The 24201-nt window shown below is 54.2% G+C and carries 22 protein-coding genes; 15 read left to right on the top strand and 7 right to left on the bottom strand.

The window, feature by feature from the left end:
* From mlaD to mlaF, 3 genes are read right to left on the bottom strand one after another with little or no spacing between them, the layout of a single operon-like run.
* Window positions 1-552, bottom strand: coding sequence for an outer membrane lipid asymmetry maintenance protein MlaD (gene mlaD / locus NA986_RS06845; RefSeq protein ID WP_001193591.1), 552 nt, complete (start codon window positions 550-552; stop codon window positions 1-3).
* A gap of 4 nt (window positions 553-556) precedes the next feature.
* Complete coding sequence (gene mlaE, locus NA986_RS06840; protein ID WP_000925786.1) at window positions 557-1339, bottom strand: lipid asymmetry maintenance ABC transporter permease subunit MlaE; 783 nt, start codon at window positions 1337-1339, stop codon at window positions 557-559.
* Between the two features lie 7 nt (window positions 1340-1346).
* Entirely contained in the window at window positions 1347-2159 is an 813-nt protein-coding gene (mlaF, locus tag NA986_RS06835) for a phospholipid ABC transporter ATP-binding protein MlaF (protein ID WP_000531566.1), read from the bottom strand.
* A 212-nt stretch (window positions 2160-2371) separates the two neighbouring features.
* On the opposite strand from mlaF, the gene NA986_RS06830 reads away from it, so the two are divergent.
* The 12 genes from NA986_RS06830 to yrbL all read left to right on the top strand — a co-directional run bounded on the left by NA986_RS06830 (window position 2372) and on the right by yrbL (window position 11216).
* Window positions 2372-3349, top strand: a complete 978-nt coding sequence (locus NA986_RS06830) for a calcium/sodium antiporter (RefSeq protein WP_000922736.1) — start codon at window positions 2372-2374, stop codon at window positions 3347-3349.
* A gap of 13 nt (window positions 3350-3362) precedes the next feature.
* Window positions 3363-4349, top strand: a complete 987-nt coding sequence (gene kdsD, locus NA986_RS06825; protein WP_023206689.1) for an arabinose-5-phosphate isomerase KdsD — start codon at window positions 3363-3365, stop codon at window positions 4347-4349.
* Window positions 4350-4369: 20 nt separating this feature from the next.
* Complete coding sequence (kdsC, locus tag NA986_RS06820; RefSeq protein WP_000030029.1) at window positions 4370-4936, top strand: 3-deoxy-manno-octulosonate-8-phosphatase KdsC; 567 nt, start codon at window positions 4370-4372, stop codon at window positions 4934-4936.
* Window positions 4933-5508: an LPS export ABC transporter periplasmic protein LptC gene (lptC, locus tag NA986_RS06815; protein ID WP_000047845.1), complete on the top strand. Its 576-nt coding sequence runs from the start codon at window positions 4933-4935 to the stop codon at window positions 5506-5508. Before kdsC ends, lptC begins: the two co-directional genes overlap by 4 nt.
* Complete coding sequence (lptA, locus tag NA986_RS06810; RefSeq protein WP_000669770.1) at window positions 5477-6031, top strand: lipopolysaccharide ABC transporter substrate-binding protein LptA; 555 nt, start codon at window positions 5477-5479, stop codon at window positions 6029-6031. The genes lptC and lptA overlap by 32 nt, the downstream gene beginning before the upstream one ends.
* 6 nt (window positions 6032-6037) lie before the next feature.
* Window positions 6038-6763, top strand: coding sequence for an LPS export ABC transporter ATP-binding protein (gene lptB / locus NA986_RS06805; protein ID WP_000224104.1), 726 nt, complete (start codon window positions 6038-6040; stop codon window positions 6761-6763).
* 47 nt (window positions 6764-6810) lie between these two features.
* Window positions 6811-8244, top strand: a complete 1434-nt coding sequence (gene rpoN, locus NA986_RS06800; RefSeq protein WP_000809020.1) for an RNA polymerase factor sigma-54 — start codon at window positions 6811-6813, stop codon at window positions 8242-8244.
* 22 nt (window positions 8245-8266) lie between these two features.
* Window positions 8267-8554, top strand: coding sequence for a ribosome hibernation promoting factor (gene hpf / locus NA986_RS06795; RefSeq protein ID WP_001176589.1), 288 nt, complete (start codon window positions 8267-8269; stop codon window positions 8552-8554).
* 117 nt (window positions 8555-8671) lie between these two features.
* A complete protein-coding gene (gene ptsN, locus NA986_RS06790; protein WP_000609332.1) occupies window positions 8672-9163 on the top strand; it encodes a PTS IIA-like nitrogen regulatory protein PtsN in 492 nt (163 codons plus the stop codon).
* 45 nt (window positions 9164-9208) lie between these two features.
* Window positions 9209-10063 (top strand): RNase adapter RapZ, encoded by an 855-nt coding sequence (gene rapZ, locus NA986_RS06785; RefSeq protein ID WP_000243749.1) that lies wholly within the window; start codon window positions 9209-9211, stop codon window positions 10061-10063.
* Window positions 10060-10332, top strand: a complete 273-nt coding sequence (gene npr, locus NA986_RS06780; RefSeq protein ID WP_000216797.1) for a PTS phosphocarrier protein NPr — start codon at window positions 10060-10062, stop codon at window positions 10330-10332. The genes rapZ and npr overlap by 4 nt, the downstream gene beginning before the upstream one ends.
* Window positions 10333-10583: 251 nt before the next feature.
* A complete protein-coding gene (gene yrbL / locus NA986_RS06775; RefSeq protein WP_000602198.1) occupies window positions 10584-11216 on the top strand; it encodes a PhoP regulatory network protein YrbL in 633 nt (210 codons plus the stop codon).
* A gap of 74 nt (window positions 11217-11290) precedes the next feature.
* Here yrbL and mtgA read toward each other — a convergent pair whose 3' ends face one another.
* The 4 genes from mtgA to NA986_RS06755 all read right to left on the bottom strand — a co-directional run bounded on the left by mtgA (window position 11291) and on the right by NA986_RS06755 (window position 16255).
* Window positions 11291-12019: a monofunctional biosynthetic peptidoglycan transglycosylase gene (gene mtgA, locus NA986_RS06770; protein WP_198910074.1), complete on the bottom strand. Its 729-nt coding sequence runs from the start codon at window positions 12017-12019 to the stop codon at window positions 11291-11293.
* Window positions 12016-12669 (bottom strand): isoprenoid biosynthesis glyoxalase ElbB, encoded by a 654-nt coding sequence (gene elbB / locus NA986_RS06765; RefSeq protein WP_000719811.1) that lies wholly within the window; start codon window positions 12667-12669, stop codon window positions 12016-12018. Before elbB ends, mtgA begins: the two co-directional genes overlap by 4 nt.
* A 226-nt stretch (window positions 12670-12895) precedes the next feature.
* Window positions 12896-15232, bottom strand: coding sequence for an aerobic respiration two-component sensor histidine kinase ArcB (gene arcB, locus NA986_RS06760; RefSeq protein ID WP_000809813.1), 2337 nt, complete (start codon window positions 15230-15232; stop codon window positions 12896-12898).
* Between the two features lie 93 nt (window positions 15233-15325).
* Window positions 15326-16255 (bottom strand): TIGR01212 family radical SAM protein, encoded by a 930-nt coding sequence (locus NA986_RS06755; protein ID WP_001176887.1) that lies wholly within the window; start codon window positions 16253-16255, stop codon window positions 15326-15328.
* Between the two features lie 671 nt (window positions 16256-16926).
* Here NA986_RS06755 and gltB point away from each other — a divergent pair.
* From gltB to NA986_RS06740, 3 genes are all read left to right on the top strand, one after another.
* Window positions 16927-21387 carry a glutamate synthase large subunit gene (gene gltB / locus NA986_RS06750; protein ID WP_198889115.1) on the top strand — a complete coding sequence of 1487 codons (4461 nt, stop codon included), beginning with the start codon at window positions 16927-16929 and terminating at the stop codon, window positions 21385-21387.
* 9 nt (window positions 21388-21396) lie between these two features.
* Window positions 21397-22815, top strand: coding sequence for a glutamate synthase subunit GltD (gene gltD / locus NA986_RS06745; protein WP_000081637.1), 1419 nt, complete (start codon window positions 21397-21399; stop codon window positions 22813-22815).
* A 207-nt stretch (window positions 22816-23022) separates the two neighbouring features.
* Window positions 23023-24126, top strand: a complete 1104-nt coding sequence (locus NA986_RS06740; protein WP_000184305.1) for a PDDEXK nuclease domain-containing protein — start codon at window positions 23023-23025, stop codon at window positions 24124-24126.
* Window positions 24127-24201 lie beyond the last annotated feature (75 nt).

The following is a 24201-nucleotide window of genomic DNA, read 5'->3' as shown; positions in this document are numbered from 1 at the left end:
TTATTTCGTTTCGCCCGCGGGCGTTGTGGCTTCAGTATGACCTTCCGTTGCGGCTGGCGCATCGCCAGAATTCTTATTGTCGTCGCCTTTGCTGTTATAAAGGAACTGGCCAATCATATCTTCCAGCACCATTGCAGACTTGGTGTCCTGAATCGTACTCCCATCTTTGAGGATAGACGTTCCCAGCTCAGGATCTTCAAAACCGACGTTTAATGCCAGATATTGCTCCCCCAGCAGCCCGGAAGTACGAATACTCAACGAGCTGGTATCGGGAATATGGTTATAACGCTCTTCGATGTCGAGCGTTACGCGCGGCAGGTATGTTTTCGGATCAAGCGAGATATCTTCAACCCGCCCGACAACCACCCCGCCGATGCGTACCGGGGAACGCACTTTCAGACCGCCGATGTTATCGAAGGTCGCATAAACCTTATAGGTCGGCTCCGTGCGCATAGAGGTCACATTTGCCGCCTTCAGGCAAACAAACAGCGCCGCCAGCAACGCTACCAGCAAAAAAACGCCTACCCAAATTTCATTTTTTTTCGTTTGCATGAACTCAATTCCCAAACATCAGTGCGGTCAGCACAAAATCCAGCCCCAGAACGGCCAACGATGCGTGAACCACGGTACGCGTCGTTGCCCGGCTAATCCCGGCAGAAGTTGGTATTGCGTCATAACCGTTGAATAACGCAATCCATGTTACCGTAATGGCGAACACCACGCTCTTTATCAGACAGTTCACCAGGTCCATACGCCAGTCGACGGCATTCTGCATCGCGGACCAGAAGAACCCGGCGTCGATTCCTTTCCAGCTTACGCCGACCAGCGAGCCGCCCCAGATACCGACCGCCACAAAGATAATGGTCAGTAGCGGCAACGAAATCACGCCCGCCCAAAAGCGCGGCGAAATCACCCGGCGCAATGGATCGACCGCCATCATCTCCATACTGGAGAGCTGCTCCGTCGCCCGCATCAGGCCGATTTCCGCCGTCAACGCCGACCCGGCCCGCCCGGCAAACAGCAACGCCGCGACCACCGGCCCCAGCTCGCGCAGCAGCGAAAGCGCCACTAACATGCCAAGACTGGTCTCCGCGCTGTAAGTGGTCAGAACCAGATAGCCTTGCAGCCCCAGCACCATACCGATGAATACGCCGGAGACAATAATGATAAGCATCGACAAGACGCCCACATTATAAAGCTGGCGCACCAGCAGCGGCGCATGTTTGCGAAACTCCGGCTTACCGATAATCGCATTGAATAACATTAACCCGGCGCGCCCGAACGTCCTGACGGTTTTGATCCCGCTGTGTCCGAGTGCTGCCAGCGCATTTAACAGCATGAGTGGCTTAACTCCCTGTTTCGAGTAAATCAAGGTGATAGTCGCCCGCCGGATAGCGGAACGGAACCGGCCCGTCGGCAATACCGTCAAGGAACTGACGCACGCGCGGGTCCGTATTCTCCTGCAACGCCTGAGCGCTACCGTGAGCGACGATTTTTTTGTCCGCCATGATCCAGGCGTGATCCGCAATACTGAGCACCTCTGGCACATCATGCGAGACCACCACGCAGGTCACGCCCAGCGCGCTGTTCAATTCTGAAATCAGCTTCACCAGAACGCCCATGGTAATCGGGTCCTGGCCGACAAACGGCTCATCGAACATGATGAGATCCGGTTCCAGAGCGATGGCGCGCGCCAACGCGGCGCGGCGCGCCATCCCACCGGAGAGCTCGGAAGGCATCAGTTTTGCCGCGCCGCGCAGCCCGACAGCTTCCAGTTTCATCATCACGACGCTTTTTAGCAGCGGCGCGGGTAAATTGGTGTGCTCCCGTAGCGGATAGGCCACATTGTCAAACACGTTCATGTCGGTAAACAGCGCTCCCGACTGAAACAGCATACTCATACGTTTACGGACGGTGTAGAGCCGCGAACGGGACATGGCCGGCACATTCTCGCCATCAAATAAGATCTCGCCCTTATCCGGCGGGATCTGTCCGCCAATCAGGCGCAACAGCGTGGTTTTACCGATGCCCGACGGCCCCATGATCGCCGTGATCTTCCCGCGCGGCACCGTCAGGGAAATATTATCGAAAATGCAGCGTTCGCCACGGGAAAAGCTGACGTCGCGCATATCGACTAAATTGGCCGCAGACTGACCCATTGATTCATCCTTCGTATTGCCTTGTTGAGGTAACCATGGCGCTGAATTTAACCATGGGTTCGACATAATTACAGAATATTAACTGACAGGGTTAGCGAAAGCTGGCATTCGTTTTACTTTTTAGCCGCATAAAGTCAAAATTAGGACTTCGTTACGGCTTCCAGATATCCCTTCCAGGGGACCGGCGAGTATACCTGAAGAAAGGACTTTAGATGCTTTTAGCGATGGCGCTACTCATAATTGGTTTGCTTCTGGTGGCCTACGGCGCCGATCGTCTGGTGTTTGCGGCCTCTATTTTATGCCGTACATTCGGTATTCCCCCGCTGATCATCGGGATGACGGTCGTGAGTATCGGCACCTCGCTGCCGGAAATTATTGTGTCGGCCGCCGCATCGCTACACGGTCAGCTCGATTTGGCCGTCGGCGCGGCGCTCGGTTCTAACATCACCAATATTTTGCTGATCTTAGGGCTGGCGGCGCTGGTTCGTCCATTTACCGTGCATTCCGATGTTCTACGTCGCGAATTGCCATTAATGTTATTTGTTAGCGTGGTAGCCGGTTCCGTACTGCATGACGGACAGTTAAGCCGCAGTGATGGTATCTTTCTCCTGCTTCTGGCTGTGCTATGGCTGTTATTCATTGTTAAAATCGCGCGTCTGGCCGAACGCCAGGGGAATGACAGCCTCACCCGCGAACAACTGGCGGAGCTGCCGCGCGAAGGCGGGCTCCCCGTCGCGTTCTTATGGCTGGGCATTGCGCTGGTCATCATGCCGATGGCGACGCGCATGGTAATCGATAACGCTACGGTGCTGGCGAACTATTTCGCCATGAGTGAATTAACGCTCGGTCTGACAGTCATCGCTGTCGGCACCAGTCTGCCAGAGCTGGCGACGGCGATTGCCGGCGTGCGAAAAGGCGAAAATGATATTGCCGTTGGTAATCTCATTGGCGCCAATATTTTTAATCTCGCCATCGTGCTGGGACTGCCTGCGCTGATCGCGCCGGGGGAGATCAACCCGCTGGCGTTTGGGCGAGATTATAGCGTGATGTTGCTGGTTAGCGTGGTTTTCGCTTTACTTTGCTGGCGGCATCCGCGCCAGATTGGTCGGGGCGCAGGTATACTGCTGACCGGCGGGTTTATCGTATGGCTGGCGATGCTCTATTGGCTATCGCCACTTCTTGTTGGATAACTGGAAACGGATTATGTCGCATTTAGCGTTGCAACCGGGGTTTGACTTTCAGCAGGCAGGCAAAGATGTCCTGGAAATTGAACGTGAAGGCCTGGCGGAGCTTGATCAATACATCGATCAGAATTTCACCCTGGCCTGTGAAAAAATGTTCAACTGCACCGGAAAAGTGGTGGTCATGGGGATGGGAAAATCCGGTCATATCGGACGGAAAATGGCCGCCACGTTCGCCAGTACCGGCACCTCTTCCTTTTTTGTACATCCGGGCGAAGCCGCGCACGGCGATTTGGGGATGGTTACGCCGCAGGATGTGGTTATCGCTATCTCCAACTCCGGCGAATCCAGCGAGATCGCGGCGCTAATACCGGTGCTTAAACGGCTGCACGTACCGTTAATTTGCATTACCGGGCGACCGGAAAGCAGCATGGCGCGTGCGGCAGATGTGCATCTGTGTGTTAAAGTGCCCAAAGAAGCGTGTCCGTTAGGCCTGGCGCCTACCAGTAGTACCACCGCAACGCTGGTGATGGGCGACGCGCTCGCCGTGGCATTGTTAAAAGCGCGCGGCTTTACCGCCGAGGATTTCGCTCTGTCGCATCCTGGCGGCGCGCTGGGACGTAAGCTACTGCTGCGCGTAAGCGATATTATGCATACTGGCGATGAAATCCCGCATGTTAATAAACATGCCACCCTGCGTGATGCGCTGTTAGAAATTACGCGTAAAAATCTCGGTATGACCGTCATTTGCGATGAATCCATGAAGATCGACGGTATCTTCACCGACGGCGATTTACGTCGCGTGTTCGATATGGGCGGCGATATGCGCCAGTTGGGGATCGCCGAGGTGATGACGCCAGGGGGCATTCGCGTGCGTCCCGGTATTCTCGCTGTCGATGCGCTGAATTTAATGCAGTCCCGCCATATCACCTCCGTACTGGTTGCTGATGGCGACCAGTTACTCGGTGTGTTACATATGCATGATCTCCTGCGTGCAGGCGTCGTGTAGAAACTCAAGGATAATTAACGATGAGTAAAGCAGGTGCGTCGCTTGCGACCTGTTATGGCCCCGTCAGCACCCATGTCATGACCAAAGCGGAGAATATCCGCCTGCTCATCCTGGACGTGGATGGCGTATTGTCTGACGGCCTGATTTATATGGGCAATAACGGCGAAGAGCTGAAGGCTTTCAACGTTCGTGACGGCTATGGTATTCGCTGTGCTTTGACCTCCAATATCGAGGTTGCCATTATTACCGGACGAAAGGCTAAACTTGTAGAAGATCGCTGCGCCACGCTGGGGATTGTCCATCTTTATCAGGGACAGTCGAATAAGCTGATCGCCTTTAGCGATCTGCTGGAAAAACTGGCCATTGCGCCGGAAAATGTTGCCTATGTCGGCGATGATCTGATTGACTGGCCAGTGATGGAAAAAGTGGGGTTAAGCGTTGCCGTTGCGGATGCGCATCCGCTGCTGATCCCCCGCGCTGACTATGTGACGCACATTGCCGGCGGGCGCGGCGCGGTACGTGAGGTGTGCGATTTGCTGCTGCTGGCGCAGGGCAAGCTGGATGAGGCCAAAGGGCAATCGATATGAGTAAAACCAGACGTTGGGTTATCATTCTACTGTCGCTGGCCATTCTGGTACTGATTGGTATCAATCTGGCGGATAAAGACGATCCTGCTGCCGTGATGGTTAACAGCAACGATCCCACGTATAAAAGCGAGCATACGGATACCGTCGTGTACAGTCCGGAAGGCGCGTTGAGCTATCGTCTGATTGCGCAGCACGTTGAATATTTTTCCGATCAGGCGGTCTCATGGTTTACGCAACCGGTATTAACCACCTTTGATAAGGATAAGGTGCCGACATGGTCGATCAAGGCCGATAAAGCCAAATTGACTAACGATCGGATGCTCTATCTGTATGGCCATGTTGAAGTCAACGCCCTGGTGCCTGACGCTCAATTACGCAGAATTACCACCGATAACGCGCAGATTAATCTGGTGACGCAGGATGTTACCTCGAACGATCTGGTGACGTTATACGGCACAACATTTAACTCCAGCGGACTGAAAATGCGCGGTAACTTACGCAGCAAGAACGCCGAGCTGATTGAAAAGGTTAGAACCTCTTATGAAATTCAAAACAAACAAACTCAGCCTTAATCTTATGCTTGCCGGCTCGCTGCTGGCCGCCAGCATTCCGGCCTTCGCCGTCACGGGCGATACCGAACAGCCTATTCATATTGACTCGGATCAACAGTCGCTGGATATGCAAGGCAACGTCGTGACCTTTACGGGCAACGTGGTGATGACCCAGGGCACGATTAAGATCAACGCCGATAAAGTCGTGGTTACCCGCCCTGGCGGCGAACAGGGGAAAGAGGTGATCGACGGTTACGGCAATCCGGCCACCTTCTACCAGATGCAGGACAACGGTAAGCCGGTGAAAGGCCACGCTTCCCATATGCATTACGAGCTGGCGAAAGATTTTGTGGTGCTGACCGGCAACGCTTATCTGGAGCAGCTTGACAGCAACATTACCGGCGACAAAATCACCTACCTGGTGAAAGAGCAGAAAATGCAGGCCTTCAGCGAGAAAGGCAAACGCGTCACCACCGTTCTGGTGCCGTCGCAGTTGCAAGACAAAAACAAAGGCCAGACTCCGGCGCAAAAGAAGAGTAACTAATTCGTTATGGCAACATTAACTGCAAAGAATCTGGCGAAGGCCTATAAAGGCCGTCGCGTAGTGGAAGATGTCAGTCTGACCGTTAACTCCGGGGAGATTGTCGGGCTGCTCGGTCCAAACGGCGCGGGTAAAACCACCACCTTTTATATGGTCGTCGGTATCGTGCCGCGTGACGCGGGCAATATCATCATCGATGATGAAGATATCAGTCTGCTGCCGCTGCACGCGCGCGCACGCCGCGGTATCGGCTATTTGCCGCAGGAAGCCTCTATTTTCCGCCGTCTCAGCGTATTTGATAACCTGATGGCGGTACTGCAAATTCGTGACGATTTGACCGCAGAACAGCGAGAAGACCGCGCCAACGAGCTGATGGAAGAGTTTCATATTGAGCATCTGCGCGACAGCATGGGACAGGCGCTGTCCGGTGGTGAACGCCGTCGTGTAGAAATAGCCCGCGCGTTGGCCGCTAATCCCAAATTTATCCTGCTGGATGAACCCTTTGCCGGCGTTGACCCGATTTCCGTTATCGACATCAAACGCATTATCGAGCATCTGCGCGATAGCGGGCTCGGCGTGCTGATCACCGACCATAACGTCCGTGAGACGCTGGCAGTCTGTGAACGTGCCTATATCGTGAGCCAGGGCCACCTTATTGCCCACGGTACGCCGACAGAAATCCTGCAAGACGAACACGTTAAGCGTGTATATCTTGGGGAAGACTTCAGACTCTGATAGGGTAGAGGGCTATACTGCTCTAGCGGGAGAAAACGACTCTGAATATGAAGCAAGGTTTGCAACTCAGGCTTAGCCAACAACTGGCGATGACGCCTCAGCTACAACAGGCCATCCGTCTGTTGCAGTTGTCTACGCTGGAACTTCAGCAGGAACTCCAGCAAGCGCTGGAAAATAACCCGCTGCTTGAGCAAACCGATCTTCATGACGAAATCGACACTCAGCAACCTCAGGATAACGATCCTCTCGATACCGCCGACGCGCTCGAACAAAAAGAGATGCCGGAAGAGCTGCCGCTTGACGCCAGTTGGGATGAAATTTACACCGCCGGGACGCCGTCCGGCCCCAGCGGCGATTATATCGACGATGAGCTGCCCGTCTATCAGGGCGAAACGACGCAGTCGTTGCAGGATTATCTGATGTGGCAGGTTGAGCTAACGCCCTTCTCGGATACCGATCGCGCTATTGCAACATCCATTGTCGATGCGGTAGATGATACCGGTTATCTCACCGTATCCCTGGACGAAATTCGCGAAAGCATGGGCGATGTAGAGGTGGATCTCGATGAGGTCGAAGCCGTCCTGAAGCGTATTCAGCGTTTTGATCCGGTAGGCGTCGCGGCAAAAGATCTTCGCGACTGTCTGCTGATCCAGCTTTCACAATTCGACAAATCCACGCCGTGGCTGGAAGAGGCGCGGCTTATTATCTGCGATCACCTTGATCTGCTGGCCAACCACGATTTCCGCACGTTGATGCGCGTTACCCGACTAAAAGAAGAGGTGCTGAAAGAGGCGGTAAACCTGATTCAGTCGCTCGATCCCAGACCCGGTCAATCGATCCAGACCGGCGAGCCGGAGTACGTTATCCCGGATGTGCTGGTACGCAAGCATAACGGTCGCTGGACGGTGGAGCTTAATAGCGACAGTATTCCCCGTTTACAGATTAACCAGCACTATGCCGCCATGTGCAATAGCGCGCGCAACGATGCCGACAGCCAGTTCATCCGCAGTAATTTACAGGATGCGAAATGGCTGATAAAAAGCCTTGAAAGCCGCAACGACACGCTGCTGCGCGTCAGTCGCTGCATCGTCGAGCAACAGCAAGCCTTTTTTGAACAGGGCGAAGAATATATGAAACCGATGGTACTGGCGGATATCGCCCAGGCCGTCGAGATGCACGAATCCACCATATCCCGCGTGACCACGCAGAAGTATTTGCACAGCCCGCGCGGTATTTTTGAACTCAAATATTTCTTTTCCAGCCACGTCAATACCGAAGGCGGAGGCGAAGCCTCTTCCACCGCGATTCGCGCGCTGGTGAAGAAGTTAATTGCGGCGGAGAACCCCGCGAAACCACTGAGCGACAGCAAGTTAACCTCTCTGCTGTCAGAACAAGGTATCATGGTGGCGCGCCGCACTGTTGCGAAGTACCGAGAGTCTTTATCCATTCCGCCGTCAAACCAACGCAAACAGCTGGTTTGACCCAACCGATAAGGAAGACACTATGCAGCTCAATATCACCGGACATAATGTCGAAATTACTGAAGCCCTGCGTGAATTTGTGACGACAAAATTCGCCAAACTTGAACAGTATTTTGAGCGGATTAATCAGGTATACGTGGTGTTGAAAGTGGAGAAGGTCACGCACATCTCGGATGCGACGCTACACGTTAACGGCGGCGAAATTCACGCCAGCGCGGAAGGCCAGGATATGTATGCCGCCATTGACGGCTTGATTGATAAACTGGCAAGGCAGTTAACCAGGCATAAAGATAAACTGAAACAACACTAATTGTCCGGGCAGTTAGCCAGTGCAGGACGGCCTGTTGTGTGACACAACGGGCCATTTGTACAGTTAGCGCTCCGAACCTGGCCATCAACCTGACAGGACAGGTTCTTAGGTGAAATTATGATAAATAACGATACGACTCTACAACTGAGCAGTGTACTTAACCAGGAGTGTACGCGTAGCGGCGTTCATTGTCAGAGTAAGAAACGCGCGCTGGAAATCATCAGCGAACTGGCGGCAAAACAGCTCAGTTTACCTCCTCAGGTCGTGTTTGAAGCCATTCTGACACGCGAAAAAATGGGCAGTACCGGTATTGGTAATGGTATCGCCATCCCGCACGGGAAACTGGAAGAAGATACCTTACGCGCCGTCGGTGTGTTCGTTCAGCTCGAAACGCCGATCGCGTTCGACGCCATCGATAACCAGCCGGTCGATCTCCTCTTCGCCCTGCTGGTGCCCGCCGATCAAACTAAAACGCATCTGCACACGCTGTCGCTGGTGGCGAAACGTCTGGCGGATAAAACGATCTGCCGCCGCCTGCGCGCGGCGCTGAATGATGAAGAGCTGTATCAAATCATTACTGACACCGAAGGTGAGCAGAATGAGGCATAACAACTCAATGGCATTTCTTTCTGTCGTTGTGAGGAGAAACGGTACATGGTACTGATGATCGTCAGCGGGCGTTCCGGATCAGGTAAATCTGTCGCTCTGCGCGCGCTGGAAGATATGGGATTTTACTGCGTGGATAACCTCCCCGTCGTGCTGTTGCCCGATCTGGCGCGAACGCTGGCCGATCGCCAGATTTCCGCCGCCGTCAGCATTGATGTGCGCAATATGCCTGAATCACCTGAGATTTTTGAACAGGCGATGAATAATCTGCCTGGCGCTTTCTCGCCGCAATTGCTGTTTCTTGACGCCGACCGCAATACCTTGATTCGCCGCTACAGCGACACGCGCCGTTTGCATCCGCTTTCCAGCAAAAATCTTTCTTTAGAGAGTGCGATCGATAAAGAGAGTGACTTGCTGGAGCCGTTACGCTCACGTGCGGATCTGATCGTCGACACTTCAGAAATGTCCGTCCATGAGCTGGCGGAGATGCTGCGTACCCGGCTGTTGGGCAAACGCGAGCGCGAACTGACGATGGTATTTGAGTCCTTCGGCTTTAAACATGGTATCCCGATTGATGCGGACTATGTGTTCGATGTCCGCTTTCTGCCCAACCCGCACTGGGATCCAAAACTGCGCCCCATGACCGGGCTTGATAAGCCGGTAGCCGCGTTTCTTGACCGACACACAGAAGTTCACAATTTTATCTATCAGACTCGCAGCTATCTTGAGCTATGGTTACCGATGCTGGAGACCAACAACCGCAGCTACCTTACCGTCGCTATCGGTTGTACCGGCGGGAAACACCGTTCGGTGTATATTGCAGAACAGCTGGCAGACTACTTCCGCTCGCGCGGTAAAAATGTCCAGTCTCGCCATCGCACGCTGGAAAAACGCAAAACATGACCGTAAAGCAAACTGTTGAAGTCACCAATAAGCTGGGCATGCATGCCCGGCCTGCCATGAAGCTTTTCGAACTGATGCAGGGTTTTGACGCCGAGGTGCTATTACGCAATGACGAAGGCACCGAAGCGGAAGCAAATAGCGTCATCGCTCTGTTAATGCTCGACTCCGCCAAAGGGCGTCAGATCGAAATTGAAGCCACCGGCCCGCAAGAAGTTGAAGCGCTGGCGGCGGTTATCGCGCTGTTCAATTCCGGCTTTGACGAAGACTAAACCTCCCCCTCTATACCTTATTTCCCCCAACGCCGTCCCGGTATTTGATGACAGTCACCCCCAAAACCGGGCGTGTTACGCCTCTGCCTGCCACTTGTCCCGCAGCCCCACCCTTTCGTAAGATTTGTACATTTCGTGCGCTTTACCTATGCATAAAAACATTAAGAAAACCTTAAAAAATTTCGTTTAGGTTTTGTTTAAGTTCTTTGTCCATACTAAATTTATGTGAATAAATTTTTCCAGGACTTGCCATGATCCTCTTATCGAAACAGACTCCGCTGGGCGCCGGTCGACATCGTAAATGCTATACGCATCCGGATAATGCCCGGCGTTGCATAAAAGTCATTTACAACCGTGACCACGGCGGTGATAAAGAGATTCGGCGTGAACTGAGCTACTATGCGCATCTGTCTCGCTACCTGACAGACTGGAGCGCTATCCCCCGTTATTACGGCACGGTAGAAACCGATTGCGGCACTGGCTATGTCTACGACATGATTACCGATTTCAACGGCGCGCCCTCTATTACCCTGACCGAGTTCGCCGCGCAATGTCGTTATGAAGAGGATGTCGCTGTCCTGCGGCGGCTACTGAAAAAACTGAAACGTTACCTGCTGGATAACCATATTGTGACGATGTCGCTGAAGCCGCAAAACATCCTGTGCCAGCGTATCAGCGAGTCAGAAGTGGTTCCGGTGGTTTGCGACAATCTGGGGGAAAGTACCTTTATCCCGCTGGCAACCTGGTCAACATGGTGCTGTGAACGCAAACTGGAGAGAGTGTGGCAGCGGTTTATCGCCCAGCCTGCGCTGACCGTTGCCCTGGAGAGGGACGCGCAGCCAAAAGACAAGAAACGGCTGGCGCTTACTTCTCACGAAGCTTAATGACCTGTGCTTATCAGGCCTGGACGACACAGATCGCAGGCCGGATAAGGCGTTCGCGCCGCCAATCGGCAAAATTAATTAAGCTGGTTGCGCGTCATAAAAGATTCCCCGCCCAGTTGGCGCATCTGGCGCATAATCCACGCCTGCCGGCTACGCACATAGCCGGAAGGCGCATTCGCCTTATAGCGTAACGGATTTGGCAATACCGCCGCCAGTAACGCGGCTTCGGACATATTTAAGCGGCTGGCGGGTTTATGAAAATACCGTTGTGCCGCAGCCTCCACGCCAAAAATACCATCGCCAAACTCCACGATATTCAGATAAACCGTGAGAATGCGCTTTTTGCTCCAGACAGTTTCAATGCCCAGCGTTAGCCCGGCCTCCAGACCTTTGCGCACCCAACTGCGTCCATCCCATAAAAAGAGATTTTTCGCCGTTTGCTGCGAAAGCGTAGAGGCGCCGCGAATACGGCTCTCATTCCGCTCATTATGCGCCAGCGCTTTTTCAATCGCCGGAACATCAAAGCCCCAGTGCTCAGGGAACTTCTGGTCTTCCGCCGCAATTACCGCCAGCCCCATCCACGGCGAGATATCCGCCATACTGACCCAGTCAGAATGCGCCACATAACCGAACTCTCCGCCGAGCCAGGCGCTAATCTGCCGTTCCGCCATCACCGCCGAAAAAGGCACCGGAACCACGCTAAACAGCGCAATGCCGCCGCCCCAAAAGACGGCGAGCGCAGCAAGGATACGTAAAAGTAAACGGCGCAAAAACGTTAACGGCGCGATGCGTCGTTTGCTCATTCCGCCAGAACCAGCACGCGCGACACTAATTTATCAATGCCGCTTGCCGCCTGGGCGATATCCTGCGCCAGCATATAGGCAGGGGTGGTCACGACCTTGTTATCCTCGTCCACAACGATATCATCAACCGGGCAAGGTACGTGTTCGGCACCCATCTCTTCAAGTACTTCAGCGGTATCAATATCCGTCCCTATTGTCAGACGTAGCGGGAAGTCAAAGATTTTCGGCAACATTGCGGGCGCGATACAGATGAATCCCAGCGGCTTGCCGGACTGGTGCATGGCCTTCGCCAGCGCGACGACATCGCTATCCACCCGGCATTCGCTCCCCTGGCTGGCGAAATTACTCAGGTTCTTCGCCGCGCCGAAACCGCCAGGCACAATGAGCGCATCCAGTTCCTCTGGCTGAGCCTGGGACAGGGGACGAATATCGCCCCGCGTAATACGCGCCGCCTCAATCAGAACGTTACGCGTTTCCGCCATCGCTTCGCCGGTCAGGTGATTAATAACATCCGCTTGTGGTTTATCCGGCGCGAAGCAGACAGCCTGCGCGCCGCTGCGGGCAATGGCCAACAGCGTCAGAACGGCCTCATGAATTTCGGCGCCGTCATAGACGCCGCATCCGCTGAGCACTACGCCAATTTTTTTCATGGTGAACATCCTCCTGCAACCGACTCAAGCCCATTAATAATTTTGATTAAAATGCTACGCTTCACACATTTAAATGATTCATGTAACAAATCATTTAGGATTTGCTATCTTAACTGCGTGCGGCCTGAAAACAGGACTGCGCCTTTGACATCATCATAATAAGCACGGCGCAGCCACGATTTCCCTGGTGTTGGCGCAGTATTCGCGCACCCCGGTCAAACCGGGGTCATTTTTTTTCCGCGTTTGCCACCCAGGCTTTCAGCACCGCGACATCGTGCTGCCACTCCTGCTTCATCTCTTCAATCCATTCCGCGACATTATCTTCCCAGGCGGGAAGATCCGGCGACTGGATTTGCTGGCCAAGCTGTTGCAGATGACGCAGCCCTACCGAACCGGCGGCGCCTTTAATCTTATGCCCTTCCTCAACAACGCCTTTTTTGTCACGCGCCGTCAGATTGGACTCCAGCACGCTTAAATAGCCAGGCATCATTTTTTCAAACACCGCGAGACCGTCGGTGATCAATTTAGGCCCAACCAACTCGATGTATTGTTCCAGCATCGGGATATCCAGCAGCGCTTGCGCTTTATCGCTCTCTTCAGGCGTCACGGTACTCTCCTCTTTATCGGTGGCATCCCAGAATTTTTTAATCATCGCGGTTAAGGCTGGCACCGACAGCGGCTTACTCAGCACATCGTCCATACCGGCGTCCAGATACTCTTTTTTATCTTTCAGAACGTTAGCCGTAAGCGCTACCAGCGGCGGTAAATCTTCCCGCGTGTGGCGACGGGTTAGTTCTCTGGCGATATCCAGACCCGTCATATCCGGTAGCTGAATATCCAGTAAGACCAGGTCATATTCGCCCGGCGCGAACATCTCCAGCGCCGCCTTGCCGGTCATCGCGACATCCACGCTGTTCCCCAGTTTTTCCAGTACTGAACGCGCCACGATCACGTTCAGTTCAATATCTTCGACCAGCAGAACATGCAGCGCGGGCAGCGGCATGTCATCTTCATCAAAGGCGTCCTCCACCTCTTCCGCCACCGCTGGCGCATGAACCGTTAGCGTAAAGGTCGATCCTTTGCCCGGCAGACTGGAAACGGTAATATCGCCGCCCATATTTTTCGCCAGCCGACGGGAGACCGCCAGCCCGATACCGGTACCCGTTGCCGGTTTGCCGCCGTTACTGTCTTTCACCTGATAATACATGGCGAAAATTTTATCCTGCTCATCCTGCGGAATGCCGATCCCGGAATCTTCCACTTCAAAGTGCAGCATGTCGCCTTCATCATAGCGCGCCCGCACCGTCACCTGGCCCTGCTGAGTAAACTTCACCGCATTGCTGATCAAATTCCATAAAATCTGGCGCAGACGCGTTCCGTCGGTAATGACTTTGTGCGGCAACGGCAGCGTCGGCTCAAGCACAAAACGTAGCCCTTTTTGCTGCGCCTGCAAACCGGAAAGGTTTTCCAGATCGGCCATAAAGCTGGTGAAATCAATGGGTTGGTTATCAAGCTGAACCTTACGCCGCTCCATCTTATCCATATCAATGATATCATTGAAAATATTGCCTAACGTCACGGCGGAGACATGGATTGTCTTAAGGTATTTTTCCTGTTCGGCGGTGAGATCGGTATCCAGCAGGATGCGGCTTAAACCGACGATGCCGTTAAGCGGGGTGCGCAACTCATGACTGATGGTAGAGATAAACGTGGTCTTGTCGCGGCTGGCGCGCTCCAGCGCGTCCTGATAACGCTTACGTTCGGTAATATCACGACCAAATCCCATCAGGCCATGACGTTTACCGACACGGTCGTAATAAGGCACTTTACGAATTTCAAAGCAGGCCTTTCGTCCGTCCGGGTAATCCAGCCACTGTTCGTAGGTCAGGGAGACGTTATGGCGGAATACTTTTTCATCGGTTTCAATGACTTTCTCCGCCGCTTCGGGAGAGTACACATCTTCCGGCTTCAAATGCACCAGCTGTTTTTCGCTCTTGCCGGTTAGCAATTCCATTGCGCGGTTACAGCCGGAAAACTCTTTATCCTCATTACGATAAAAAACCAAATCCGGCGAGGCGTCCAGAAAGGAACGCAGAAAAGAGGATTGCTGTTCTAGCTGGATTTGCGCCTCTTCACGCTCTTTAATTTCTACTTTTAGCTGTTCAAATGTCTCTTGCAGCTCCGCTTCCGCTTTTTCGCGATCGGCAATTTCCTGATTAAGCTGGGCAATATTGTCCTTCAACTGTACGTTAAGCTTGAGATCGCGCTCGCGCATCTCCTCCAGCTTTTGCACCAGACGCGACAGTCGCTGCCTTGACTCTTCCAGTTGTTCAACAACAACGGATAAGAAATAGACCGCCCAGGGCGTAATTAACAGGCCAAAAAAGATGGAACGAATAACGTCGATACTTTCAACCTGACCATGCAGCACCATGGTCACCGCCATCTGCACGACAATCGCCAGCACCACCAACGCCAACGCCAGGAGCATGGAAAAGCGCACCAGACCCAATTTCATCATCAGGTCGACATAGTATTGCGCCAGCATACGAATTTGCTTCATAGAGGATTCCTTCACCACAACTTCGCACATAATACCCAATTATGGGAACCGCGTTGAATATTGTGCGAAATATGCGTAGCGCCCCTCATCACGCTACGCTACAGGTGGTATCCAGGGACGGGCCAGCGCAGAGCCCTGCACGCCATGCTCATTCAGGTATTTGTCCAGCTCAACCATCCCCGTCCAGCGATTCTCGCACCACAGCGGGGCAAGCAGCGTCGGACGGCGAGCGCTGGCTGAAATTCGGTGATAAATCACCTCCGGCGGCGTATGACGAATCATCTCACCTGCCGTTAGCGTGTAGTCGTCCAGTTCGATGCCGTTCAGCCGCCCCGCTTCCCAGGCTTTGGCCATCGTACTGCCTTTCACAATATGCAGCGGATGCAGTTTAATACCGTCAACGCCCGTCTCCACCACACGCTCCATGGTTTGCAGGCATTCTGCCTGCCCTTCTCCCGGCAGCCCCACAATCAGATGCGCACACACTTTCAGCCCGCGCTCCCGGGCAATCCGGGTAGTACGCTGATAGCAGGCGAAGTCATGCCCGCGGTTAATTCGGCGCAGGGTTTTATCGTGCGCGGTTTGCAATCCCAGTTCCAGCCACACCTCGTAGCCTTGATCTTTATATTCACACAGTAAATCTACTACTGCCTGCGGGACGCAATCCGGACGCGTACCGACGCATAACCCGACGATACTGGCCTGGCTGACCGCCTGTTGATACATGGAACGCAGCACCTGCACTTCCGCAAAGGTGCTGGTGTAGGCCTGGAAATAGGCCAGATAGCGTTTAGCGCGGTTCACCAGATGCGCCTGATGCGCAAGCTGCTCGGCAATCGAATGATGCTGCTGCGCCTCATCGGCAAAAGAGGCGACATTACAGAAGGTGCAACCGCCACGCCCGATGGTGCCGTCGCGATTAGGGCAGCTAAAACCGCCATGAAGCGTCAGCTTATGAACCTTTTGCCCATAACGACGTAAAAGATCCCCACCAAACATATTGACTAATTTCTGTAACTGCATAATCTGATAGACCGCCTCTTAAAAAGAGCCCAAAGCCTGCCATTTTTAGTCTCCTTTGGCGATGACCTGGATCAATCGTCCCGGAAGGCTTTTATCCATTGCATAATCAAGCAAAATAAACGACATTTCATTCATAATCCCGCTGATGATTTTTCCTGATATTCCCCTCTTTTTTCAGCGTCCGCTGGGTCATCGATAAAAACAGTAGCATTCAATACTGCTCACGCTTAAAACAGCATAAAATGCCAAGATTTTTGAAAAAGCAAGGTCAGATAATGCCTGGCGAGCGGCTCTTATAGTGAGACAGATCACAGGCTTTCTGCCGCTCCGTATTAGCAGCCCTTCTATAAAAAACCTTTTAATTTCAACAGATTCAAAAAGTTATCTGTACTACAGCACACTTTTGCATAAATCAGTTTGCCATTTGACCTGGGTGTGGATTCCCGATAAGTTGGGGATCCGCTGGAAGCTTTCTGGATGAGCCGTCTGCTCATCATATTTATGCAGTAATTGAGATTCCCTCTTAACCGTATTTACCAATGCGCAAAGGACACAAAGAGGGCGAATGCGAGGTAAGCGTATGATGCGCCAGCCCCGTCGCCATGCTCTTGCTGTGCCCGCGCGCCGTCGGTTGGGAGAGCGTCCCGTAGAGCCTGGGGAGGTTCACTGATATGTTGTACGATAAATCCCTTGAGAAGGATAACTGTGGTTTCGGCCTGATCGCCCACATAGAAGGCGAACCTAGCCACAAGGTAGTGCGTACCGCCATACACGCGCTGGCCCGGATGCAGCACCGTGGCGCGATCCTTGCCGACGGTAAAACCGGCGACGGTTGCGGCTTGCTGTTACAAAAACCTGACCGTTTCTTTCGCATCGTGGCCGAAGAGCGCGGCTGGCGCTTAGCCAAAAACTACGCCGTCGGGATGATCTTTTTGAATAAAGATCCTGAACTGGCCGCCGCGTCACGCCATATTGTCGAAGAAGAATTACAGCAGGAAACCCTGTCGATTGTCGGCTGGCGCGATGTGCCAACCAATGAAGGCGTGCTCGGTGAAATCGCCCTCTCCTCTCTGCCGCGTATTGAGCAGATTTTTGTCAACGCTCCGGCAGGCTGGCGTCCGCGTGATATGGAGCGCCGTCTGTTTATCGCCCGCCGACGCATTGAAAAACGCCTGCAGAACGACAAAGATTTCTACGTATGCAGCCTGTCGAACCTGGTCAACATTTATAAAGGTCTGTGTATGCCGGCGGATCTGCCGCGCTTCTACTTGGATCTTGCGGATCTGCGTCTGGAATCGGCCATCTGTCTGTTCCACCAGCGCTTTTCCACTAACAGCGTGCCGCGTTGGCCGCTGGCGCAGCCGTTCCGCTACCTGGCGCATAACGGCGAGATTAACACCATCACCGGCAACCGCCAGTGGGCGCGCGCCCGTACCTATAAATTCCAGACGCCGCTGATCCCGGATTTACAGTCCGCTGCGCCGTTTGTTAACGAAACCGGTTCGGATTCCAGCTCGCTGGACAACATGCTGGAACTGCTGTTGGCAGGCGGGATGGACATCATCCGCGCCATGCGCCTGTTGGTGCCGCCCGCCTGGCAGAACAACCCCGATATGGACCAGGATCTGCGCGCCTTCTTTGACTTTAACTCCATGCATATGGAGCCGTGGGACGGTCCGGCAGGCATCGTGATGTCCGACGGGCGCTTCGCCGCCTGTAACCTTGACCGTAACGGCCTGCGCCCGGCGCGCTACGTCATTACCAAAGACAAGCTGATCACCTGCGCCTCCGAAGTCGGTATCTGGGACTATCAGCCGGATGAAGTGGTCGAGAAAGGCCGCGTCGGCCCAGGCGAGCTGATGGTGATCGACACCCGCGGCGGACGTATTCTGCATTCCGCGGAAACCGATGACGATCTGAAAAGCCGCCATCCGTATAAAGCGTGGATGGAAAAGAATGTTCGCCGTCTGGTGCCGTTTGAAGAGCTGCCTGATGAAGAAGTCGGTAGCCGCGAACTGGACGATGACCTGCTCGCCAGCTATCAGAAACAGTTTAACTACAGCGCCGAAGAGCTGGACTCGGTTATCCGCGTGTTGGGCGAAAACGGCCAGGAAGCCGTCGGCTCAATGGGCGACGACACCCCCTTTGCCGTGCTCTCCAGCCAGCCGCGTATTATTTACGACTACTTCCGCCAGCAGTTCGCGCAGGTCACTAACCCGCCTATCGACCCGCTGCGTGAAGCGCACGTCATGTCGCTCGCCACCAGCATCGGTCGCGAAATGAACGTCTTCTGCGAAGCGGAAGGTCAGGCCCATCGCCTGAGTTTTAAATCGCCAATTCTGCTGTACTCCGATTTCAAACAGCTCACCACCATGAAAGAGGAGCATTATCGCGCTGACCGTCTGGATATCACCTTCGACGTGACCGAAACCACACTGAACGCGACGGTTAAGGCGCTGTGCGATAAAGCGGAACAGATGGTGCGCAACGGCACCGTGCTGCTGGTCCTCTCGGATCGCAATATCGGTAAGAATCGCCTGCCGGTACCCGCGCCGATGGCGGTGGGCGCGGTGCAAACGCGTCTGGTAGAACAAAGCCTGCGCTGCGACGCCAACATCATCGTAGAAACCGGAAGCGCCCGCGATCCGCATCACTTTGCGGTACTGCTCGGCTTTGGCGCAACGGCCATCTATCCGTACCTGGCCTACGAAACGCTGGGGCGCCTGATTGATACCCAGGCCATCGCTAAAAACTACCGTACCGTGATGCAGAACTACCGTAACGGCATCAACAAGGGGCTGTACAAGATTATGTCCAAAATGGGCATTTCGACCATTGCCTCTTACCGCTGCTCCAAACTGTTTGAAGCGGTCGGACTGCACGATGATGTGGTAAACCTGTGCTTCCAGGGCGTGGTCAGCCGTATCGGCGGCGCGAGCTTTGATGACTTCCAGCAGGATCTGCTGAATCTCTCCAAACGCGCCTGGCTGGCGCGCAAACCCATTAGCCCGGGCGGCCTGCTGAAGTACGTCCACGGCGGCGAATATCACGCCTATAACCCGGATGTCGTGCGTACCCTGCAACAGGCGGTACAGAGCGGCGAGTACAGCGATTATCAGGAATACGCCAAACTGGTCAATGAGCGTCCGGCGGCAACGCTGCGCGATCTGCTGGCGATACATCCAGACGGCGAGGCGGTGACTATCGACGAGGTTGAGCCCGCCAGTGAGCTGTTTAAACGCTTTGATACCGCAGCCATGTCTATCGGCGCATTAAGTCCGGAAGCGCACGAAGCGCTGGCGGAAGCGATGAACAGCCTCGGCGGCAACTCCAACTCCGGCGAAGGCGGCGAAGACCCGGCGCGCTACGGCACCAATAAAGTGTCGCGTATCAAACAGGTGGCCTCCGGTCGCTTTGGCGTGACGCCGGCCTACCTGGTCAATGCCGATGTGATTCAGATTAAAGTCGCGCAGGGCGCGAAACCGGGCGAAGGCGGTCAGTTGCCGGGGGATAAAGTCACTCCGTATATCGCTAAACTGCGCTATTCAGTGCCGGGCGTGACGCTGATCTCCCCGCCGCCGCACCACGATATCTACTCTATCGAGGACTTAGCGCAGCTCATTTTCGATCTCAAGCAGGTCAACCCGAAGGCGATGATCTCTGTGAAGCTGGTGTCCGAACCGGGCGTCGGCACCATCGCGACCGGCGTGGCGAAAGCCTATGCGGATCTGCTCACCATCGCCGGCTACGACGGCGGTACCGGCGCCAGCCCGCTCTCTTCGGTGAAATACGCTGGCTGCCCGTGGGAACTCGGACTTGTTGAAACCCAGCAGGCGCTGGTCGCCAACGGTCTGCGTCACAAGATTCGTCTGCAGGTGGACGGCGGTCTGAAAACCGGCGTCGACATCATTAAAGCGGCGATTCTCGGTGCGGAAAGTTTCGGCTTCGGCACCGGTCCGATGGTGGCGCTGGGCTGTAAATACCTGCGCATCTGCCATCTGAACAACTGTGCAACCGGCGTGGCGACGCAGGATGAAAAACTGCGTAAGAACCACTATCACGGCCTGCCGTTCAAAGTAACCAACTACTTTGAATTTATCGCCCGCGAAGTGCGCGAGCTGATGGCTTCGCTTGGCGTGACCCGCCTGGTGGATTTGATTGGCCGCACCGACCTGCTGAAAGAGCTGGAGGGCTTCACCGCTAAACAGCAGAAGCTGGCGCTGTCTCGTCTACTGGAAACCGCTGAACCTCATCCGGGTAAAGCGCTGTACTGCACCGAGAATAACCCGCCGTTTGATAACGGTGTGCTGAATGCGCAACTGTTGCAGCAGGCGAAGCCGTTTGTCGATGCGCGCCAGAGCAAAACCTTCTGGTTCGACATCCGCAACACCGATCGTTCCGTCGGCGCGTCGCTTTCCGGCTACATCGCACAGACCCACGGCGATCAGGGGCTGGCTTCCGATCCGATTAAAGCGCACTTCAGCGGTACCGCAGGCCAGAGCTTTGGCGTGTGGAACGCGGGCGGCGTGGAGTTATATCTGACTGGCGATGCCAACGACTATGTCGGTAAAGGTATGGCAGGCGGTTTGATCGCCATCAGACCACCGGTAGGTTCCGCCTTCCTCAGCCATAAAGCCAGCATCATCGGCAACACCTGCCTGTATGGAGCGACCGGTGGCCGTCTGTACGCGGCGGGGCGCGCGGGCGAACGTTTCGGCGTGCGTAACTCCGGGGCGATTACCGTAGTAGAGGGCATCGGCGACAACGGCTGTGAATACATGACCGGCGGCATCGTCTGCGTGCTGGGTAAAACCGGCGTTAACTTCGGCGCGGGGATGACCGGCGGCTTCGCCTATGTGCTGGACGAAGATGGCGAATTCCGTAAACGCGTGAACCCGGAACTGGTAGAAGTACTGGACGTTGATTCGCTGGCTATCCACGAAGAGCATCTGCGCGGCCTGATCACCGAGCACGTGCAACATACTGGTTCGCAACGCGGCGAAGAGATCCTGTCCAGGTGGTCAAGCTTCTCAACCCAATTCGCGTTAGTTAAGCCCAAGTCCAGCGATGTCAAAGCCCTGTTGGGCCACCGTAGTCGTAGTGCGGCAGAATTGCGCGTGCAGGCGCAGTAAGGAATTGAAATGAGCCAGAATGTTTATCAATTTATCGACCTGCAGCGCGTTGATCCGCCGAAGAAACCGCTGAAGATCCGTAAGATCGAGTTTGTTGAAATCTACGAACCGTTTTCTGAAGGTCAGGCGAAAGCCCAGGCGGATCGCTGTTTGTCCTGCGGGAACCCCTACTGCGAGTGGAAATGTCCGGTACATAACTACATCCCGAACTGGCTGAAACTGGCTAACGAAGGGCGTATTTTTGAGGCGGCTGAGCTATCGCACCAGACCAACACCCTGCCGGAAGTGTGTGGCCGTGTGTGCCCGCAGGATCGCCTGTGCGAAGGCTCCTGTACGCTGCACGATGAGTTCGGCGCAGTGACCATCGGTAACATTGAGCGCTATATCAACGATAAAGCGTTCGAAATGGGCTGGCGCCCGGATATGACCGGCGTGCGCCAGACGGACAAACGGGTAGCGATTATCGGCGCAGGTCCGGCAGGGCTGGCGTGCGCCGACGTGCTGACCCGCAACGGCGTGAAGGCGGTGGTCTTTGATCGCCATCCGGAAATCGGCGGCCTGCTGACCTTCGGTATTCCAGCTTTCAAACTGGAAAAAGAGGTGATGACCCGTCGTCGCGAGATCTTCACCGGCATGGGTATTGAGTTCAAACTTAATACCGAAGTGGGTCGTGATGTACAGCTTGAAGATCTGCTGAAAGATTACGATGCGGTATTCCTTGGCGTCGGCACCTATCAGTCGATGCGCGGCGGGCTGGAAAATGAAGATGCGGACGGGGTTTTCGACGCTCTGCCGTTCCTGATCGCCAATACGAAGCAGATCATGGGGTTTGGCGAAACCAGCGACGAACCATATGTCAGTATGGAAGGAAAGCGCGTGGTGGTGCTGGGCGGCGGCGATACCGCAATGGACTGCGTACGTACCTCCATACGCCAGGGCGCAACGCACGTAACCTGTGCTTATCGTCGTGATGAAGAGAACATGCCGGGTTCCAGACGCGAAGTGAAAAACGCGCGCGAGGAAGGTGTCGAGTTTCAGTTTAATGTTCAACCGCTGGGCATTGAAGTCAATGCCAACGGCAAAGTGAGCGGCGTAAAAATGGTGCGCACTGAAATGGGCGAACCGGATGCCCAAGGCCGTCGGCGGGCGGAGATCGTCGCCGGTTCCGAGCATGTGGTTCCGGCTGATGCGGTGGTGATGGCGTTTGGTTTTCGTCCACACAGCATGGAATGGCTGGCGAAACACAGCGTGGAACTGGACTCGCAGGGACGAATTATCGCGCCGGAACGCAGCGATAATGCTTTCCAGACCAGCAACCCGAAAATCTTCGCCGGTGGCGACATCGTGCGCGGTTCCGATCTGGTGGTGACGGCGATTGCCGAAGGCCGTAAGGCGGCTGACGGGATTATGAACTACCTCGAAGTGTAACCCTTCCGGCTCCCCGGTTGATGCCTTGTGCTGATGGCTGGGGAGCCGATATTCCTCTCCTCAATATCTCTCCTGCCGATTCTGGAAACCCGCTCGTAAATCGAGATGTAATGCCATGTAAAATCCGTTCATGGATTGATCCGTTTACGCCTGAAGCGTATTGATAGCGTTCTAATTTCACAATGAAACTATCACGTAAGGGATGACATGACGAATCCAACTTTAGCGCCACAGTCTGATGAATATCAGCAAATTCATGACGGTATTATTCGTCTGGTCGATACGGCACGTACCGAGACCGTGCGCAGCATCAATGCCATTATGACTGCCACCTACTGGGAAATTGGCCGACGCATTGTCGAATTTGAACAGGGAGGAGAAGCGCGAGCGGCCTATGGTACTCAGCTTATCGAACGATTATCGGTAGATTTAAGTCAGCGCTATAAGCGCGGTTTTTCCACCAGAAACCTATGGCAAATCCGCACATTTTATCTTTGTTTTCAACATATTGAAATTCCGCAGACACTGTCTGCGGAATCTTCAAATCTCATACCGCTCGCCAAAACATTCCCTCTTCCCTGGTCAGCGTATGTCCGCCTCTTGTCGGTAAAAAATCCCGATGCCCGCACTTTTTACGAGAAAGAGACGCTACGTAACGGCTGGTCCGTACGGCAGCTCGACAGGCAAATCGCCACTCAATTTTACGAACGAACACTACTGTCCCACGACAAATCCGCCATGTTGCAGCAGCCTGCACCCGCCGAGCCAAACGTTTTGCCGGAGCAAGCCATACGCGACCCGTTCATTCTGGAATTTCTTAACCTGAAGGACGAGTATTCCGAATCAGATCTCGAAGACGCGCTGCTCAGCCACCTGATGGACTTTATGCTGGAGCTCGGTGACGATTTTGCTTTTGTTGGCCGCCAACGCCGACTACGCATAGACGATAGCTGGTTCCGCGTCGATCTGCTGTTCTTCCATCGTCGCTTGCGCTGCCTGTTGCTCGTTGACCTGAAGGTAGGCAAATTCGGTTATGCGGATGCCGGGCAGATGAATATGTACCTGAACTATGCCAAAGAGCACTGGACAATGCCCGGAGAAAACCCGCCAGTCGGCCTGGTTTTGTGCGCAGGGAAAGGCGCGGGGGAAGCGCATTACGCGCTGACTGGCCTGCCAAACACCATCATGGCGAGCGAATACAAAGTGCAGTTGCCCGACGAAAAATTACTCACAGACGAACTTATTCGTTCGCAAACCATGCTGGAAACTCAACTCACACGCGGTGGTTCACTGACAACAGAGAAAAACTAGCGAACCATTAATTCCATGAATAATTATCAAAAAAATATCATACGAAAACGTTTGCTTTATTCTGAGAACTGTATA

Source organism: Salmonella sp. NW177, from assembly GCF_051811585.1.
GTDB classification, from domain to species: Bacteria; Pseudomonadota; Gammaproteobacteria; order Enterobacterales; family Enterobacteriaceae; genus Salmonella; species Salmonella enterica.
This window is presented reverse-complemented; position numbering and strand designations above follow the sequence as displayed.